This is a genomic window from Rhizobium sp. WYCCWR 11146 (genome assembly GCF_013591995.1).
In the GTDB taxonomy this organism is placed as follows: Bacteria; Pseudomonadota; Alphaproteobacteria; order Rhizobiales; family Rhizobiaceae; genus Rhizobium; species Rhizobium indicum.
Map to the genome: position 1 here is coordinate 47,437 of NZ_JACCEY010000017.1, position 18,679 is coordinate 66,115.

General features: G+C 55.9%; 13 protein-coding genes and 1 pseudogene. 5 read left to right on the plus strand and 9 right to left on the minus strand.

Annotation, left to right across the window (positions count from 1 at the left end; all coding sequences use genetic code 11):
- Positions 1–445 precede the first annotated feature (445 nt).
- Complete coding sequence (locus HX899_RS12680) at positions 446–877, plus strand: hypothetical protein (RefSeq protein ID WP_127431711.1); 432 nt, start codon at positions 446–448, stop codon at positions 875–877.
- Between the two features lie 105 nt (positions 878–982).
- On the opposite strand, the gene HX899_RS12685 is transcribed toward HX899_RS12680, so the two are convergent.
- From HX899_RS12685 to HX899_RS12725, 9 genes and pseudogenes are all read right to left on the minus strand, one after another.
- Positions 983–2,770 carry a hydantoinase B/oxoprolinase family protein gene (locus tag HX899_RS12685; RefSeq protein WP_127431712.1) on the minus strand — a complete coding sequence of 596 codons (1,788 nt, stop codon included), beginning with the start codon at positions 2,768–2,770 and terminating at the stop codon, positions 983–985.
- Between the two features lie 12 nt (positions 2,771–2,782).
- Positions 2,783–4,861: a hydantoinase/oxoprolinase family protein gene (locus HX899_RS12690; RefSeq protein WP_127431713.1), complete on the minus strand. Its 2,079-nt coding sequence runs from the start codon at positions 4,859–4,861 to the stop codon at positions 2,783–2,785.
- Between the two features lie 98 nt (positions 4,862–4,959).
- Positions 4,960–6,042 (minus strand): branched-chain amino acid ABC transporter permease, encoded by a 1,083-nt coding sequence (locus HX899_RS12695; RefSeq protein ID WP_127431714.1) that lies wholly within the window; start codon positions 6,040–6,042, stop codon positions 4,960–4,962.
- 3 nt (positions 6,043–6,045) lie between these two features.
- Positions 6,046–6,960 carry a branched-chain amino acid ABC transporter permease gene (locus HX899_RS12700; RefSeq protein WP_127431715.1) on the minus strand — a complete coding sequence of 305 codons (915 nt, stop codon included), beginning with the start codon at positions 6,958–6,960 and terminating at the stop codon, positions 6,046–6,048.
- Complete coding sequence (locus HX899_RS12705; RefSeq protein WP_127431716.1) at positions 6,957–7,706, minus strand: ABC transporter ATP-binding protein; 750 nt, start codon at positions 7,704–7,706, stop codon at positions 6,957–6,959. The genes HX899_RS12700 and HX899_RS12705 overlap by 4 nt, the downstream gene beginning before the upstream one ends.
- 4 nt (positions 7,707–7,710) lie before the next feature.
- A complete protein-coding gene (locus HX899_RS12710; protein WP_127431717.1) occupies positions 7,711–8,481 on the minus strand; it encodes an ABC transporter ATP-binding protein in 771 nt (256 codons plus the stop codon).
- A gap of 59 nt (positions 8,482–8,540) precedes the next feature.
- On the minus strand, positions 8,541–9,740 hold the full coding sequence (locus tag HX899_RS12715) for an ABC transporter substrate-binding protein (protein WP_164735997.1): 1,200 nt from the start codon (positions 9,738–9,740) through the stop codon (positions 8,541–8,543).
- Between the two features lie 143 nt (positions 9,741–9,883).
- A pseudogene (locus tag HX899_RS12720) lies at positions 9,884–10,084 on the minus strand (ABC transporter permease); the annotation flags it as partial.
- A 261-nt stretch (positions 10,085–10,345) separates the two neighbouring features.
- Positions 10,346–10,894 (minus strand): cupin domain-containing protein, encoded by a 549-nt coding sequence (locus tag HX899_RS12725; RefSeq protein ID WP_127431719.1) that lies wholly within the window; start codon positions 10,892–10,894, stop codon positions 10,346–10,348.
- Positions 10,895–11,071: 177 nt separating this feature from the next.
- Here HX899_RS12725 and hisD point away from each other — a divergent pair, with 177 nt between their 5' ends.
- From hisD to HX899_RS12745, 4 genes are all read left to right on the plus strand, one after another.
- A complete protein-coding gene (hisD, locus tag HX899_RS12730; RefSeq protein WP_127431720.1) occupies positions 11,072–12,370 on the plus strand; it encodes a histidinol dehydrogenase in 1,299 nt (432 codons plus the stop codon).
- Positions 12,371–13,115: 745 nt separating this feature from the next.
- Positions 13,116–14,303, plus strand: a complete 1,188-nt coding sequence (locus HX899_RS12735; RefSeq protein WP_127431721.1) for an SIR2 family protein — start codon at positions 13,116–13,118, stop codon at positions 14,301–14,303.
- A gap of 10 nt (positions 14,304–14,313) precedes the next feature.
- Positions 14,314–16,953 (plus strand): hypothetical protein, encoded by a 2,640-nt coding sequence (locus HX899_RS12740; protein ID WP_127431722.1) that lies wholly within the window; start codon positions 14,314–14,316, stop codon positions 16,951–16,953.
- 216 nt (positions 16,954–17,169) lie between these two features.
- Complete coding sequence (locus HX899_RS12745) at positions 17,170–18,525, plus strand: phospholipase D family protein (protein ID WP_127431723.1); 1,356 nt, start codon at positions 17,170–17,172, stop codon at positions 18,523–18,525.
- Positions 18,526–18,679: the final 154 nt, after the last annotated feature.

An 18,679-nucleotide genomic window follows, 5' to 3' on the forward strand; every position in this document is an offset into this window, starting at 1 on the left:
TTTCTTTGCCAAAACACGTCGCATGGTGTTTAGAGAAAAGCGGGGTCGAAGCCCCGCGGCTCGGCTACTCAAACGCTGACATCTGGGCAGTCGCGGCTTGTCTGTCGAGTTGGAGGGCTGCCCGAGATCGTGCTTGAGAACCGCGATGACGGACCCAGTCATTGAGATGGCGACATTCGAATTCCTGACTGTCGCGCACATGAGACTGACGGCCGTTCAGTGTGATGCCCGTGACGCGCTCTTAGGCAGTAGGGGAATTGTCGCGAGTCTGCGATCGGCCACCCGCCGCTCATAGCCGTTGAACAGCCGCGGGAACGCATGGGCAACCTTCGCCCCTTCACAATCCTCCCAATAAAACCTGTCGTCATTTGTCCCGTGGAGCACGGTATTGACTTCGTAGATGGCCCGCCAAAGGAATTGGTGGGCCCGATGTCCTCGATCGCCTATGCTGGCGGTTCAGCCTAAACGTCTTCGACGTGAGATTTGGAAGGACTTCTTCGTCACGCTGAACCGCATGTTGACATGGGCGGAATGGATAGTGACACCACAGTTTTATTCCGGGATAGCTTATCCGCTGCTCGATTTTTCATGCCGTTCGAGAGCATCACTCTTAGCCACCCTCCTGGTTGAGTTCCAGCGCCTACCTATAACCACCGGCTCTCAAGCGTCACTCCTGATGATCTGCGCGATCATCAAGCGACCTCAGGTGCTGCACAGTAAGCTTTTTGATCTCCCCGCCCGGCTTGGTGGCTTTTCTACCCACACAGGCGGCCGCTACAGCCTTAATTCCAATTGGACCATAATTAGCCCTCAGTCCATCAGGCGCTCTGTCTTCATTGAGTGCGGCGTCTTTTCCGACCTGAGTATTTTTGCTTGAAGAATGCATCGTTACCTCTCGGCCATTGAAAAAGCCGCGCCCGAAGGCGCGGCGAAGAAGGCCCGCCGCTTAGTGTGCGGGCCAGGGAAGTGATGAAGGTTGTTCTCAGATGGTCGCCAGAGCACGTCGTTTCTCGCCGGTGGCCTTCACATCAACTTTGGAACCATCGCGGACGGGATAGCTGTCGAAGATGACCCCATAGACGTCGGCAGCCCTCTCCTCGGTCTCGTACCGTTCGAGGACATCGTTCAGCACGCGCTCGGGATCACGTTCCAACGGCGAACCGTACCCGCCGCCGGAGCAATCGATTCCGCGAACGGCATCACCTGGAGCCAGCTCGATGCGAGCTGCGTTAGGCAGCTTGGTGCTCTCACCGTTCTTACGGATGACGAAGCGTTCTGCACGGGCACCATCGAGACCACCCCGCACGCCCTTTGGTGGTTCTTCCTGACCATCGCCAGGGTACATCACTGTCATCGCGTCTGATTTAATCCCGAATTCGATTTCAGCGCTCGGCGCTCCACGGAAGCGCCCTGCCCCGCCCGTGCCAGGGAGAAGAGCCAGACGCCGAACTTCCAGCGGATGCTTCAGTTCGTCGATCTCGATAGAATCTCGATACATTAGACCTGCAACGACCGGGATGCCGTAGGTTATCCAACCATCGGCCTTTGGAGACGCCGGACCTCCGTTAATGTTGAGATGGATTTGGTTGATGAACGGAGCACCATTAAAGCGCGGGTCTCGACCGGATACGACCGCCATACCGATGCCTGGGCCAACCGCCCCTTCGGCCAACCCCTGCCCATCCCCAAGCTGAGCGAATGCCGCCCCCGTGAGATTGATCATACGGTCCGACACGTTGGTTGTCGCGACCGAGCAGGAATGCGGGAACTTCGGGATGCCAGCCACCGCACCTTCGCGGAGATGGACGCGAACGCGACGGAATGAACCCGCATTTTGCGGAACGTCGCTGTTCAAGCTGTTGAACAGACCGGCCAAGACGGCGGAGGTCGCTGTGGCTTCGCTCTGGTTGAGACCGCAATCGACGTTGTCTATATTGTCGCGAAGGTCAATGTCGATGTAGGCCGAGTCCGGATCGACCGTGACCTTCACCTGGAGCGGGATACCTTCAGGAAGGAATGGCATGCTGTCATGTCGGCCATGATTTTCAAGTTTAGCCGCTGGAAGAGAACGGACGGCGTTGACCATGCGCTGCTCCGAATAATTAAGCCAGGATGTGATAAAAGTCTTGATCGTTTCCTTGCCGTACTTTGCGCACATCTCTTTCAGACGACGCTCAGCGATGCGAGCAGAACTAATCCCGGCCATGAAGTCACCGTACCACTGCGATGGAACCCGGATGCGCTTCTGCATCATATTCACGACGTCGCCCACCATCTTGTAATCGCGCTGGATGCGTACGGCCGGGAAAATCAACGCCCCTTCTTCGTAAACGTCCTTAGCCATCGACATGTAGGTCGTCGGTAGGCTGTTGCCGCAATCGGCCTGGTGAGCCTTTGCGACTGCTGTAAAATGGTGCTCGCCCTCGAAGAACACAGGCACCATGAAAGCGTGGTCGGCGGCGTGCGTATTGCCGGAATATGGGTCGTTATGCAGAAAGCAGTCGCCCTCGGCGATGTCCGGGTGATTGTCGCACATTACTTTGGTCTGCAAGTCTGTTCCGAAAATGTGGATCGGGAGACCCTCAGCGCTGGCGAATAACTCGTTCGTGGCGGTCACGATAGCGCACGAGAAGTCACGGGCGGAGTTGATGACGGCGGACCGTGCCGTCTTCAGCATCGTATTGGTCATTTCTCGGACGATGCCATCGACCCGGTTGGCTAGAACTGCCGTTAGGACGGTATCGAGCTTAGAGTTATTAGTGTCGGTCATATCAGGCCTCGGTCAGAACGTGAGAAGATAATGGCCATTGGCCGTTACGCGGGCGGTCATGTCAGGGAACACAACGACGGTTGTCGTGGGCTCTTCGATAATGCATGGTCCATAGAAGATCATGCCGGGCTTAATGTTGTCGCCCTGATGAATCCTGGTCCTGGCTGGATTACCGGAACCGAAAAAGCAGTTGCGGTACATTTCCGGACCGGAGAAACTCTCCGAGTATCCGACCGGCTCTTTGGCTGTCTGCGAGATGCCCGTTTCGACGCTCAAGCGGGCCTTCCAGCTGATGAATTCGATGGAGCTCCCTTCGTCGCGCATTTCAAAGAGACGCTCGTGTGTGCGGTGGAAGCTCTCGATGAGTGCGTTCCTCGCCTCGTCAGACGACAAGTCGGGATCGACCACCGGTGTCGAGATTTCCCAAACCTGGCTCGCGTAACGAGCTTCGACGAAATACTCAATGCGGTGCTTGGTGCCTTGCGGTAGGTTCGTCAGACCGGCGTAGAAGGCGTCAAGCTTCTCGGTCAGACCCTGCAATGTGTTAGCCAGACCGGCGCTGTCGAAGTTGGCGCTTGTCGTGAAGTGGGTAACAGACTCCTCCGTCAGAATGTTCGCGAAGTGCATACCGGACGCTGACAAGGCAGATGCCTGCTTCGGGAGCAGCACGTTGTTGCAGCCCAACTCCTTTGCAATCAGCATGATGTTGACGCCAGCGGCCCCGCCCCCGGCAAGAATGACACTTTCGCGCGGATTGATACCCTGCCCGATGGTGATGTCGTGGATCGCCTTGATCATTACTTCCGAAGCCAGGCTCAGGATGCCGTATGCGGCTTCTTCAATGGACCGACCAATGCTTGTCGCAACCGTTTCCACAGCTTTGCGGGCGGCTTCGTTGTCGAGCGTCATCCGACCACCCAGAAAGTAATCAGGGTTGAAATATCCCAGCACACAGGCGGCGTCCGATACCGTAGGCTTCTGACCCCCGCGTCCGTAGCAAGCCGGCCCCGGAACCGAGCCAGCCGAGTGAGGACCGACGCGCAGAAGGCCACCGTCATCGATCCAGGCAATGGAACCACCGCCAGCGCCTACGGAGCGGATATCGACGGAGGAGATTCCGAGGAGATGACCGGTCCATTCTCCACCCAGCCAGGTGTCACGCGAGTAGACGAGCTGATTCTCTCGGACGAGACCGACGTCGAAGGTCGTTCCGCCGGTATCGCAGACGATGATGTCGCCGCCGCAGTTCTCGATGGTGCTGAACGCACGGGAGGCTACCGGTGCCATCGAGGGACCGGACTTCGCGAGCTGGATTGGCTTGCTGATGACGTCGGAAATCTGGTTGCAGCCGCCAATTGAGGTCGAGACTAGGACGTCTCCTTCGTAACCCGCTTCGCGCAAATCGCTGTTCAGGCGACGGAGATGCTGTTGCATCAGGGGCTTCAGCGACGCGTCGATTGAAGTGGCGGAAGCGCGACGATACTCACGAACAATAGGGATCAACTGGTGCGACAATGTATATGGCAAACCCGGAAGGTGTTGCTCAATCAATTCGCCAATGCGCCGTTCGTGCGCAGGGTTCGCCACGGACCAGATCAGGCTCACAGCAATGGCCTCGTAGCCCTCCTCCTTCAACTGCAGCAACACCTTGACGGCGTGAGCTTCGTTGAGGGGACGGCTTACGGTACCTTCCGAACTCATCCGCTCGTCGATTTCAAAGGTCCGGCGACGAGGAATGTACGGTTCCGGGAAATCGACACTGAAGTCGTGGGGGTTGCGCTTTCCACCTTCCTTGAACACCAAAACATCCGGGAAACCATCCGTCGTCAGGAACGCGGTCTTTGCACCCTGGCGGGTAACAATCGCGTTCGTGGCGCGCGTGGTGCCGTAGATGAACAGCGAAGTTTCCGCAAGCAGCTGGATCAGAGTCTTGCCGAGCTGCTCCGCTGCGTTGGCGATTGAGTTGCTGACGCCTTCGAACGCTCGATCCGGCGTGGTCAGCGATTTACCGATGGTCAGATTGCCTTCGGGGTCCGATACCACCACGTCAGTGAAGGTGCCGCCGGTATCGACCGAAATACGATATGTCATTGGGTTCTCCGTCAAATTCACGTGCGGCAGCGCCGCCAACAAAGGCCTTCACGAAATATCGCCCTAGAGCGATTGCCGCGTGCGATAAATCCAATCTGTCAGTGTGTGGCAGTCGCCGTTTGACTGGCATCCGCTAATAATTTTTCCGAGTGGCGCTTCCTGCCGGTCAGGGCGAAAAGTTCGCGTCCACCAGCGATGCCACCGGGTCTGAAGATCAGAATCAAAGCCATGATGATGCCAAGACCGATCTCCTGGCTGCCGGGCGGCAGGGCAATTGAAGTGCTGCCGAGCGTAAAACCCCGTTCCAGAAACCGGAGAACCTCGACGATCACCGTCACGACGACTACTCCGGATACCGCCCCGGACAGGCTGCCCACTCCACCGACGACGAGCATCGCCAAGGAGATAAATGTCAGGTTGAGGTAAAAAGCATCGATAGCCAGAATTCCGAGGAACTGGGCGTAAAGCCCGCCAGAGACACCGGCTACGGCAGCGCTCAGTACGAAAGCAGTTAGTCGAACCCGTACCACGCGAACGCCGGAAGCTTTGGCAGCAACCTCATCGTCCCGGCAGGCTCGCAGCATGATGCCAAATCGCGAGGTCTGAAACAGGTTGGCGACCAGAATTGCGAAAATTGCCCCACCAGTTGCTACCCAAGGACCCACGACCGTCGGAATGCCGATGATTGAGCTGACACCGGCGGTGACGCTATCCCAATTGGCAAAAACGCTGTTCACGATGATGAGGAAGGCGAATGTCGCAATCGATGCCGCGATCCCGTTCAACCTCATTATGGCCAGGCCGAACAAGAGCGCAACGATAGCAGGTAGTATAGCCGAACCGACCATTGCCATCCAGAATGGATACTGGTTTTCCTGCAGGAACATCGGAAGCCCCGACAGCATCATTTGCTTGAACATCGGTTCTGCAGTCGCCCAGCCGACCGCGTATGCGCCTAAGCAGGAGAACGCGACGTGACCGAATGAAGTGATCCCTGAGTTACCAATGAAGATGTAAAGGCCGACCACCAGCGTCATTCTGATCAGCATTTCTGTGACGGAGGTTACAATGGCCTCATCGCCAACGAGCGTGGTGACAAGTGCGATTGCTGCGACGGCCAACGACAGCACGACTGCTGAAGAATGCTGGCCGAAAAGCGAAAGATTTGTGTGTCCCTTCATGGCTCAAACTCGCTCAATGATGTTTCTGGATGGCAAGAGACCCGAAGGACGACCGAGCAGGACGAGGACAAGGATGCCGAAGGCAAAAGCATCTCGGAAGCCACGAAGATCGGCAGGTAAGTAGGCTTGCAGCATCACCAGCAGAATGCCGACCAAGAAACCACCGACAACCGCTCCAACCAAGCTTCCCATTCCTCCGATGACGACGGCCACGAACCCGAAGAGTGCCAGTGGAACGCCCATGGTATGGCTTAGAGAGCCAGTCTGAGTGACGTAGAGAAGTGAGACTGCCGTTGCCAGGATACCAGTTACTGCGAATGCCATCCCGATTACGAAGTTGCCGTTCACACCAAGATACTGGGCCATGCGGAAATCTTCTGCGGCTGCTCGCATCTGGACGCCGTATCGAGTGCCGCGCAGGAAAGCGATCAGGGCAACCATCAATACCAATGTCGTCCCGATGGTGGTAAGCTGAAGGACCGGCAGGCGAACAGCGCCCAGTTCGATCTGAGTGTTCAACGACGGCCAGAGATCGACGGCCTTGGCACGTGAGCTGTAGACCAGAAGGAGACCATTCTGGATGATGTAGCTCAAGGCGAATGATCCGATCATCAGAGTTGTCGCGTTCGCGCGCCGAAGGGGTCGGAATACCAGTGCGTCTGTGAGCAGGGCGACGATCACAACGATCAGGCAGACCGACGGAAGCAGCGTCCACCAGCTCCAGTTTCCGATGAGCATCTGGGAGGTAACATCTGCGGATGGCACGATCAGGCTATAGCCACCGATAGTGATCAGATCGCCATGTGCGAAGTTGATGAGCCGAAGAATGCCGAACAGAAGACCGATACCCAGCGCCACAAGAGCGTAGATGCTGCCCAGGCTTAGGGCATCAACCATGTTCTGAATGAAATTGATCATTGTTGTGTCTCCCGAGCGTCAGAGTGCTGGAAGCCGAAGTAGGCTTCACGGATAGCTTCGCCGTCCGCGAGATCAGCCGCCCTGCCCTCAAGTTGGATCACTCCGCCACGCAACACGTAGATGCGGTCGGCATGCTTGAGAATGCGGTTGGAACTTTGCTCGTTGATCAGGAGGGTGAGACCCTCCGTGCGGCGGATATCCAGCAGGATTTGATAGATTTGGTCGATGATTTTCGGGGCCAGACCCAGCGAAGGCTCATCGACCATGATCAGTTTTGCACGGGTCATGAGTGCCCGTCCGATTGCCAACATCTGCTGCTCACCACCAGAAAGGCGGCCAGCCGGAAACTTCAGGCGCTCTCGAAGACCGGGGAAATATGTCAGCACCCGTTCGACGTCCTGCTTGGCCTGACTGCTGTCCTTCTGGATGTATCCAGCGATCTGAAGGTTCTCTTCCACAGTCAACGAGCCGAAGACATGTCGTCCCTCAGGCACCAGGGAAATTCCGAGGCGAGCAATCTTTTCCGGAGCCACTCCGGTGATCGCTTTGTCATTGAACTGAATGTTGCCAGAGACAACCGGTGCGCCGCCAGCGGCGGCTGCGAGCATAGTGGACTTACCCGCTCCATTGGGGCCGATTATGCACACGACCTCGCCCTTATCGACATGGATCGAAGCATCTCGCAACGCGGTCATCTGTCCATATCGGACTGTAATGTGGGATAGCGATAGGATGGTGTTTGACATCGGGTCAGGCCTCCATGCCGAGGTAGGCGGCGAGAACGCCCTCATGTCGTTTGATTTCATCCGGCGTACCGACCGCCAGGGTTTTGCCCCCGTCGAGGACGTGCACGCGGTGACAAATGCTCATCACGACGTGCATGTTATGTTCGATCAACAGGACCCCGCATCCGAAGCGATCAGGGATTTCGGCAATGTGATGTACGAGTTCGTCAGCTTCCGCGTCCGACATGCCAGCTGCTGGTTCGTCGAGGAGAATGAATTTGGGGGCGACGGCGAGGGCGCGCACGATGCTCAATCGGCGCTGATCGGTGTAGGCTAAAGCTCCGGCTGCGATGGAGGCCTTATCTGCGATGCCAATCCATTCGAGCAGCTCATAACTTGCCGCACGCGCTGGATTTCGTGCCAGGCCAAGCCCAAGGCCAGTGACCTCTACGTTTTCGAGAACGCTCAAGTCGTTGAACAACCGCCCCGACTGGAAAGTACGCGCGATGCCCTCAAGGCGAAACCGGTCGGCTCGCCAACCAGCTGTGTCCGAACCATGAAGAAAAATCGCTCCTTCTGTCGGGGTCTGAAACCCCGTGAGACAATTTACCAGCGTGGTCTTTCCGGCACCGTTCGGTCCAATCAGGCCAAAGATTTCCCGGTTACCCACGTGAAGTGAAACATCTGAAATTGCCGCAAGACCCTGGAAACGAACGGTCAGATTCCTTGCAACCAAGCCGCTAGCGGTGGGCGTAGCAGCGTCATTGCCTGAGTGAAGCGACAAAATGTCAGCCATGATATTCCCCTTTTTTTGTAGGGGCACGCCAGTTAACCGGCGTGCCCAGTTCTACGCCTTTACTTCTTCAGGCGGTAGAGAACGTCGTTTGGAATATCTTGGCTTATCTTCACTTCCTCAATGACGTTCTGTTTGCCGTCCTTGATCTCGGTAACGAACATCGGGATTTGCGTCTGGATGTGAATAAGGTCAGAGAACGAGCGCGTACCAAGAACCGTCGGAGTATCCTTGTAGCTGTTCATCTCGACAACAACCTTTTCGGCATCGGTCGAACCCACCTTCGTTACTGCCTTGGCGTAAAGGTCGAGCCACGCATAGATCGGGTAAGCATATTGCGTCGCAGGGCGGCTGCCGTACTTTGCTTCATACGCCTTCGTCAGTGCCTCAACCTCTGCACGCGGATCGCCGGAGAAGACCGCTTGGACAGGCACGTAGAAGTCTTTGAGGTCAGGAACGGCGCTATTCCAATAAAGGCCATCCATGCCGGTGTTGCTCAAGATCGGAATGTTGATTCCAGCAGCTCGGATCTGCTTGATCGCGCTTGCGCCGCCAGGGGTGACTGAGCACAGCATCACGTTGTCAACGCCTTCGTCGCGCACAGCATTGGCAAGTCGAGTGACCTGCGAACTGATGGAGGCGTCACCGTTCTTAAACTCGTCCTTCGCCATGATCGTACCGCCGTGAAGTGGGAACGCCCATTCGTAACCAGCGCAGGAAGACTTGTTGTACTCGAGGAGGTTGTCTACGAGCACGTAGCCCTTCTTGAAGCCACGCCTGTTGATACCCCATTCGGCCATTGTCGCGCCTTCAACCTGGCCAGCATTGTTGGCGGTGAAGGAAAGCTTACCAACGCCAGCGACACCGGCCTTGGGATCAGATGCTCCTAGGAACACGGAGATTAGGCCAGCCTTCTGAGCCTGGAGAGCTGCTGGAGCGCCGTAGTCGTAATCAGCCGTTACCAGGACAACATCTGCGCCACCCTGAACCATCGCCTGGCCCGCTTTGGCACCTTCGACGCGGTCGGACTTCGTATCTTGCTGAATTTGCTTGATCGGTTGGCCGAGAAGCCCGCCCTTTGCATTCTGCTGCTCGATCCACAGCTGAGCCATCTTAGTGGCTTCACCATCGTAAGCTGCTTCCCAACCCGTGAACGCCACAGCGAAACCGAGCGTGACGCCATCTTCTGCTGCATTTGCCGGCATCGCAGAACTAGCTACAGACGACGCCACCAGCGCCGAAGCAATAAGTCTCTTAAACATTGCTATTCCCCTTTTCATCGATTGGCCCAGTACGGGCGCTCGACACCAAACTTTCCAACGGCGTTGGAGAGTACTGCTGGCCTTTGGCCGTCTTTTTGAGCTTTCCGGAGAGAAAAGACGCTCCGCCGGGAAGCTATGTTCTGCTAGGCTCGCTTGGTATTCTTTTGAGCCGGCGATGCCGGTCCCGCGATGAGCATCGTTCCCACGATAAAAAGAAACCCTGCAGCCGCGTTCGCGGGACCGATATTTTCTCGAGTTGTCGAGAACATTTGGCGCGCCGATGTTCTTTGCCTTGGCCCCGCAAAGAACAAGGTCAGCACGGTCTCGTCCATCGAAGTGGCGAAGGGGAAACTGCACGAGCCGGCGCGAAGAAGATCTTGCGCCGTGCCTTTTGGATGTTCTCGCCCCGGGATACACTTGTCAGATCACGCGGCTATGGAAACCGCTAGCCGCGAGAACAGTTGACGCGATGAAAGTAGCTTTGCAAAGAACCATAGGACGCTCCCCCTTTTAGTTATCGACCTAGCAAAGCAGGTTTTGCGACTTAGGGAAGCAGGGATAACGCCCCCGGTGACTATACTCACCAGCAATAGATGACAGCAAAGTTAGTATGTCGGAGGGGTAATGGCACTCAAGATTTCACTCTGTCCATCATGTAGGTTTCGAAAGCGATGTGGAAGGCGACTATCGAAGTAGTAGCCGTCACCCGGCTTCAGAACCTTTTTTTGGTTACCGACGGTGATTTCGACCACTCCGGAAAGGACCATGCCTGCCTCTTGTGCCGCATGCGTAAACTCTTCGCCGGTGTCAGCCCCGGGTGCATAGCGCTCGTGTAACATTAGTAATTGTCGATTGGGATGATCGAGGCCGATGACACGATATGAAATTGTTTCAACCTTTCCAATCTCCACCAAGTTCGCAGACGAATAGAATGGAGAATATGGCAGGCTGGATTGGAGATCGGAAAAAAATCCCGGAAGGGTCGTTCCTAGAGCGTCCAATACCGCGCCGAGCGTATCTATTGAAGGGCTCATCTTGTCTCGCTCGATAAGCGAAATCGTCGAATGTGAAATTCCTGAGCGCGCCGCCAACTCCCTCACACCGAGATCGCGGCGGCGGCGCAGTTCCCGGAGCTTACTACCAATCTTTGGCAATTATCGTTCCCCTTTATTGCACCGCCTGAGCATGCCACCTTCGCCACAATCGAGATACCTTCGTGGAGCTAGCGGCTACTGAGTTGGTGATAATAATGAACACGTTGTTTGTAGGCAATTGCGAGGGTGCCAAAGTTTCACGATGCTCATCAGGATCATCCCACATAGGAGGTTTTGATGACGTCGCGTCTCGATGCGCTGAAAGGTAAGTTTACACGGGTCAAGGAACCGACCCGAGATGCTGTCTCGGATACGGCTCCTGTCGAAAAGACCGTAAAGGATATAATTGCGAATGTCCGTAAGCATGGCGACGCCGCCGTTCGCGAATACTCTGTCGCGTTCGATAAGGCCAACGTGACCAACTTCGAAGTTACTCACGAAGAGAAGCTCAAGGCTATCGCCGATCTAGACCCGCAAACTCGCGAAGACACCGAGTTTGCCATTGCAAACGTCCGTCGCTTCGCCGAAGCGCAGCTGGGCACGATACTCCCGCTGGAAATTGAGGCGCTTCCGGGGCTGCACCTTGGCCATCGCGTCATCCCGATAGAAATCGTTGGCTGCTATGTCCCGGGTGGTCGCTATCCGCTCCTCTCGGCACCCGTCATGACGGTTGTCCCTGCAAAAGTCGCCGGGTGTGACCAGGTCATCGCGTGCCTTCCACCGAATGCCCATCCGGCTATGATTGCCGGCTGCCATCTCGCCGGTGCAGACCGAATCTTCCGCGTCGGCGGAGCCCAGGCGATTGCTGCAATGGCCTATGGTACTGAAACGATTCCTGCCGTCGACAAGATCGTCGGTCCGGGCAATGCGTTTGTAAACGAAGCAAAGCGGCAGGTCTTTGGTCAGGTCGGTATCGACCAGCTTGCAGGCCCAAGCGAAATCTTCATCGTCGCTGACGAGACCGCCAACCCCGCAACCCTCGCGACCGATATGCTGGCTCAGGCTGAGCATGACGTGCGCACCCGTGTAGGGCTGGTTACGACGGACCGTAAGCTTGCTGAAGAGACGATCAATGAAGTCGAAAAGCAGCTCGAAACCTTGACGACCGCTCAGGTTGCCAGCGTTGCGTGGAAGGACTACGGCGAAGTGACCGTCGTCGAAGACGAAGAGACGATGATCGCCTACTCCGATTACATCGCCACTGAACATCTTCAGGTTCACACCCGTGACCCTCAGGCGACCGCAAAGAAGCTCCGCAACTACGGTTCGATCTTTATCGGCGAACTGGCCAGCGTTGTGTACTCTGACAAGTGCTGCGGTACGAACCACACCCTGCCAACGATGGCAGCCGGTCGCTATACGGGTGGCCTTTGGGTTGGCTCATACGTCAAGATTGCCACGCACCAGTGGCTCGACGAGCGTGGAGTCGCTGCCGTAGCTCCGGCAGCTATTCGCCAAAGTGCCACCGAGCAACTGGAAGGCCACCGTCGCGCAGCTGCGCTGCGCCTTAGCCCTCAACAGGTCGCCGCAGAGTAATTTGACTCCCAAGCCTCTGCGATCAAAAGGGCCGCTAGAAATTCTAGCGGCTTTTCAGCTTATCTTCCTGATCAGACCGATGTGCTGGGATGTTTCCAAAACGTAAAGCTACTCGGACTCGACGTGTTCGGCACGGTCGTCGATTGAGGCAGCGTCGCCCGCCAGTACTCGGCGGCAGAGTACAAGAGTATTCGATAGGGGACCATCTTCCGCTTTTTGCACCCTCATAATTTCAGCGGCTATCGACGGCTATGGATGGCGATCGGTGGAAATTGCGCGCGCCTTGAAGGGACTCGAACCAGCGACGCGTTATCTAGTAAACTCAAATAATTAAAAATATTAAATAATTACAAGACATCTTAAACGCGTATGGGAGAATAGATACTCACTTGTGTTTGAGCGTTGTGTTGTTCCCACCATCGGCACCTAGGGCGTTGACCAGAAAGGACGGTTGCCCCTCGCTTTCTGTTGCCCGGGCCCATTGGAATGACGCGTGCGGCTGGAGCGCACACGGAGGATCTGCCGCCGCCTGAATTTTGCTAGCCCGAGCAGCCGGCGAAGACGGCGGGGAGATTTTGGCGGCGGCAGGTTTGGCGAGAACCTCAAGCCGCAGGTCGGCACGGCGCGCCATTTGTTGCGTGCTGGTGACCAGGGCGGTCCAGTTACAGTTGCAAGCTGAGCGCTCAAGTGGTAGCGCGACTATGTACCTTCCGTCTCAACGCAGGGTGGATTCAGGGGAGCCGGGATGTCTAGCGAAGTCATATTTTGGCCTGGCCTTCCCAGCCTGCCCGAAGACCTTCTTCTTGCAAGGGATCAAGGACGTGTTCTTTTTGTTGTCGGCGCGGGCGCTTCATACCCGAAACCGACCCAGCTCCCCGATTTTGGCGGGCTCGTCGCGAAAATCTACGACATTGTCGATCCGTCCATGTCGTCTGCGATCAAGGCCGTCTCCAAAAAAGATGGTCCGAAATGGTATGAGGTGACCGATCTGCTCAGCCACGAGCAGAGAACGGAGTTGAAATTTTTCTGCCAGCGCGAATTCGACGTCGTTCTTGGCATGCTCGAGCGTCGGATAGACGGAGATCCAAGCAAAGAAAGCACAATGCGACAAGCAGCGACAACGGTTCTTTCGCAGACGATCGAACCGAACCCGGTCCATGACGCGCTGGTACGCCTCGGGCAGCGTTACGGTCAGACGCTCCTCGTTACGACCAACTTCGACAGGCTTCTGAGCGAGGCTGCTTCAAAGCTTCGCGTCCAGCATGAAGCCTTCGCTCGAGGTGAAATACCTAATCCCAGCAGCAGCCGAGACTTTGCCGGTATCCTTCATATTCATGGGAAACTAGGCTGGCGTAAGGAGAAGGGGTCGGCGCTGATTTTGACCGATCAGGATTTCGGGGACTCATATCTCCGGCGCAATCTCATCACGTCTTTCCTTTATGACGCAGCCAGAATTTTTCACATCGTTCTCGTTGGTTATAGCGCCAGTGATTCACCTGTCCGCTACCTTCTTAATGCGATCGCTGCTGACGAGCGGCACTTTGTCGATCTTAAGCGGCGTTACGCTTTCGTTGGTTGCAAGCCTGGTGATGAGCGGATGGCCGTCGAATGGCAGAGCCGGGGGATCACGCCCATCGTCTACGACAAGATCGACGAACATAAGGCCTTGGGTGATTTATTGGTGCGGTGGGCCGACATCATCCCCGACCGACGGAATGAGAAAGGGACGAAGTCCTACCTAAAGAAACTCGCTGCCCTCGACCCCGACAGTACCGAAGGTTTGGCTGCCCAATCATTTCTCAGATATTATGCGCGGAGGTCCAACCCTAGCGAACAAGCTGAACTTGCAAGAATCCTCTCTGGCGCCAGCCGGTCGCCTCGTTGGCTAACGTTCTTGAATCGTATTATCCGCGATTCCGGGAAAGGGCGCTGATATGCCTAGATTGAGCCTTACCGATACCGAACGTAGGATTAATCTAACAACACGAGCTTTCGCCGACGGACGACTTGAGGACACAGCGATTCTCGAGTGGGCAATCGAGCTGAAACCAGATCAGATCGCAGAACGTGAAGCGCTGCGAGATTTGGTTGAGTACCAGCCGAAGCCCGTTCGCGATCCGTACAGCTTGGCTTGGAGATGTGTCTTCGAATATTGGGAAAGGCCCGATGTCGAAACGCACCGGGAAAAGTACGAGATCCGTAGGCAGCTAAAGGGTGGTGGTAGCCCGCGAGAGACGATCCGTCTGATTGTGGATGCGGTTCGGCCGTGGCTCCAGATCGATACGTCCAAGCGATTAAGGGCCCTTTCCGGAGAGGCGCAGCCCGCCAGACCGCGGCATCTCAAGCATCTCATCTATGCGTCCATATCCAGTGGCAGCCGGTTGATGCCGGCCGACATCGGGCTTCAGGCGAATGAAGATCGCAACTTCCTTTTCGAATTGGCGACGGCCTTGAACGCAGCGCTGCTCGCAGGACTAAATCTCGGGCATATGATTGGTTCAATTTCCAAGGATATGGACGTCACAAACTGGCAGATTCACCGAGCCTATTTCGTACCTCCGGAGCAATATCCGGATGGTGGCGGTGAGCCGGATCGTCATAGTGAAGGGTTCGCACCATCGACCAAGCTGATGTTTGCGGTGATGGAGCGTCTCAGCAGCCTCGACCTTCAGGCCGCCCGTAGGGTTATCGACAATTGGGACCGGGAAGGTTGGACGCTTTATCGGCGGCTTTGGGCCGCAGCGGCCCGGAACCCGGCGCTTGTTGACAGTGATGAGGTCGCAGCTTTCCTCATAGAGCTTTCCGACCGAGAATTCTGGTGGGCGAGCGCACATCCAGAATTCGCTGAGTTGCGCGCGCTTCGATGGGCAACACTTTCTACCGACAACCAAAATCGCATCGAGCAGCGAATACTGAGAGGGGAGCCCGCGAAGCTTATTCCCAGCAGGATCGAGAAATCGGACAGGGCAGGTTACAGGGACCACCACGTGTTCGTGGAGCTTCGACGAATCCAAGCTGCGGGCGGCAACCTTACGGATAAAGGTCAGGAATGGCTCGACGACTTCGCAACCCGGTCGGGAGACCTGCCAGCCATTGAACTGACACACGGTTTCAATCAGGGTGTCCGCCTGATCCATCGCGTAAGGACTGTCGAGAACACCTTCGACGCGATCCCGACAACCAAACTCCTGGACGAACTGGCGAAATCGCTCGCAGATACGGGCTGGGACGACAAAAGTCAGAACGCTTCGGAATTTATTGCAGAAAACGCATCTGTGGTGCTCGGTCTTCTGACGAAGGCTGAGGGTGCTGTCGCTGCCAAGGTGTGGCAAGCACTTGGATACGCTTACCGGCCCGCGAACCTTAACGCCACGCCTGACACGGCTTCGCAAGAAGACAAGGATAAGATCCTGATCGCGCTGTCCATATGTGTTTCAATTGTCGACGAACGTGCGACTGTTTTGTCTAAGGCCATTGACGGCCTCGCGTCGTTCATGACGAGTTGGGATCGATTGCTCACGAGCCGCGAGGAATTCCAAAATGCCTGGCTTCGGTTGTGGCCCTTCGCTGTCGAGAAAACGAATTCGAGCAAAGCGGATCGCTCCGGTTATAGTCAGGAGGCTTTCAACTCCCCCGCCGGCCAGCTCGCCTTGGCCTTCGTCGAAACCTGCCCGACAGTAAAGAAGGGCGATAATCCACTGTCTCAGGGCCGTTGGCCACAAATGCTCCAAGCAATAAGTGAGACAATCGGGATAGCGCGCCTTCACGCGCAGTTTGTTCTCGTCAGGGAACTGGCTTACTTCATCGCTGCTGCAGAACAGTGGTCGAGAGATTTCCTTCTCCAGCCGCTTATCAACGCACTTGAAAGCCAGGAAACCACCGTCTTGTGGGAAGCGTTTTCGATGGCGCACCTCCCTCAAAAGGAGGTCGTGGCAGAACTCGCCCCGTCGTTGGTGGCAGCAGCTCTATCCGACCGCTTGTCGAGCGAGGTTCGAGGGGATCTGTCGGAACGCGTCGTCTGGTCGGCGCTGACGGATCGTGTTCAGAACGCAGAACCCGCCGTGTCCCTCGATCTGATCCAACAGATGTTGAGGCTGGGGACAGATGAAGTCCGCACGGAGGCGGTGCGTGCCTTTTCGCAGTATCTTGCACCGGACGATGATTTGACGGAGGAGGAACGTTTCGAGATCGTCAACTCCGTCTTCTCGGACGTGTGGCCGAAGGAACTTACTCTTAGCTCAAAGGCCGTTTCCGAGAGGCTTGCTCGACTACCGGCTGAGGCTGCATCCTGTTATGTCGAAGCAACCGAAATGGTTCTCCCATATCTTACGCCCTTCGACTGCTGGTCGCTTTATGATTTCGGAGTGATCGACCTGGATGAAGATCGAGGTGATTTCAATATTATCAACGATCCTAAAAAAGCGGCGGCCCTTTTGTCGATCATGGATCGGTCGGTTGCGGGGGATGACGGAGCGATCGTTCCAGGTGGCCTCGATAAAGCTCTTTTCCACATTAAGAAGGTCGCACCAAAGCTCGAGAAGGATCCTCGATATCAGCGTCTTCTTACGCTCGGCAGGCGCTGAAAAAACCTCGCGCTCCGTAGCCAAGAGAGCGGGTTTGGACGGCTGCTTGGAGATCGCCAGATCAGGGTAGGGTATTTCTGCATCACGTCTGCGCCCGGCTCCCGTGATTTGATGCGAGGGCACCGTCGCAGCCTTCCGCTGTCGGAGGAGAAGAACCAGACTTTGACGCAACAACCTCAAAGAGTATAGATCAGTCGAAGAAAAAGGGGGCGCCGCTTGGAATTGCTTTTGAACGGGATCAACGGCAACTATCTCCGAAACATTCTGTTGAATGCTGTCGAAGACACTGATCGGGTTGATGCTGCGGTCGCTTACGCCACGGAAAACGATCTTCTTTTTGATTGGTGTTGGGAAAACAAACTACCGCTGCGTTTCTGGGGACGTTTTGATGAACAGGTGCCGGTGAGTATCCTCATTCTCGAACGTTTCCTTTCCCGAAGGTCGGGGCGCTATACGTGCAAGCTCGTGCGCCAATTCCATCCGAAGGTAATCTGGTGGCGCGGCTTCGGCGCATACATCGGCTCTGCAAACCTTACCCAAAGCGCGTGGTGGAATAACGTCGAGGCCGGTGTTTTCCTCACCGAGGACGAGCTGGTGGCTAGCGGTCACGATCTTCAGCTGGAGCAATTCTTTGCTGAGATTGAGACCCATGCTGCCCCGTTGACTCAGGAGCTGTTCGATCTTATCTCGGCCAGGAACAAGGAACTGACAAGGCGCAAAATTGCTCAAAAGGCTGCGGATGAAGCGTTCACCGCAACCACCCTCGTTCCGCATTTCCGCGGGCTGGCACGTTCAAGCGCGAAGTCAGCGGGTGAGCAGCGCAAGCAAGCGTTTCTGAATGAGTGGAACAGCACTCTTCAAATTATTCGAGACATCTCCGTCAAGATTTCAGTTGACGGAAACAGGCCGTCTTGGGTGAGCTCCACCGCGCCGTTGGGTGCCCATGCCGACCAGTTCCTCCATGCTCACTACTACCAGAATACATTCGACGGCAGGAGAGCAGACTTCGAGACGCATTTTGGCAGAAACAGATTGGATCCAGATACCGCCGTTGAGACTGCAATTCGATGGTGGCAGAAGCGGCCGGACAGTTCAGACGAGAACCGGATGCTCAATAAGACTGCCCCCGCCTTGCAGCGGGCGTTTGCGGAAGACCGTCTAAAACGCCTTACGGAAAATGAATTCATTCAGGTGCTCGGCAAAATCCACGCAACGCGGGAGTTTGCCCGACGTGCGCCCAATCGACTTATCGGGCTAAAGGGCGACCGGCCATACGACATACCCGAGAAAGTTGATGCCCTGGCGAGACATATCTACCGGGCGCCAAACCGCGGTGGGGTATCCGCATTGGAGACTCTATCCTACATTCTCTATGATGGTCGAATTGAAGACGTCCCTGTTCGCCTTTGGAACGCGATTGTCGATCCCAAGCGGAAAATCGAACTGATCGGCGTGAGCGCTCTGGGGGAGATTGTAGGGTGGGCATTGCCGGACAGATATCCGCCGCGCAATGGGCGGACCAGCAAAGCCCTTCGATCGCTTGGGTATGACGTAACGGTTCATGTCGGCTAGAATCACCATTATATCATTATATATCAATGTCTTAAGTCCATAAACTAGATTACGCCACATCATGTTGTAAGAGGGGTGGGTTCAAGGATGAAGTGCGACTTGCAATAGATAACAACGGTTTATCCTTGCAAGGAACGAGACATGAAGCGCACCT

Bases quoted from the DNA above. Each gene is read 5' to 3' on its own strand.
- HX899_RS12680 (WP_127431711.1), top strand. From the start codon at position 446: ATGCTGGCGGTTCAGCCTAAACGTCTTCGACGTGAGATTTGGAAGGAC.
- HX899_RS12700 (WP_127431715.1), bottom strand. From the start codon at position 6,960: ATGATCAATTTCATTCAGAACATGGTTGATGCCCTAAGCCTGGGCAGC.
- HX899_RS12710 (WP_127431717.1), bottom strand. From the start codon at position 8,481: ATGGCTGACATTTTGTCGCTTCACTCAGGCAATGACGCTGCTACGCCC.
- HX899_RS12685 (WP_127431712.1), bottom strand. From the start codon at position 2,770: ATGACCGACACTAATAACTCTAAGCTCGATACCGTCCTAACGGCAGTT.
- HX899_RS12690 (WP_127431713.1), bottom strand. From the start codon at position 4,861: ATGACATATCGTATTTCGGTCGATACCGGCGGCACCTTCACTGACGTG.
- HX899_RS12695 (WP_127431714.1), bottom strand. From the start codon at position 6,042: ATGAAGGGACACACAAATCTTTCGCTTTTCGGCCAGCATTCTTCAGCA.
- HX899_RS12735 (WP_127431721.1), top strand. From the start codon at position 13,116: ATGTCTAGCGAAGTCATATTTTGGCCTGGCCTTCCCAGCCTGCCCGAA.
- HX899_RS12705 (WP_127431716.1), bottom strand. From the start codon at position 7,706: ATGTCAAACACCATCCTATCGCTATCCCACATTACAGTCCGATATGGA.
- hisD (WP_127431720.1), top strand. From the start codon at position 11,072: ATGACGTCGCGTCTCGATGCGCTGAAAGGTAAGTTTACACGGGTCAAG.
- HX899_RS12715 (WP_164735997.1), bottom strand. From the start codon at position 9,740: ATGTTTAAGAGACTTATTGCTTCGGCGCTGGTGGCGTCGTCTGTAGCT.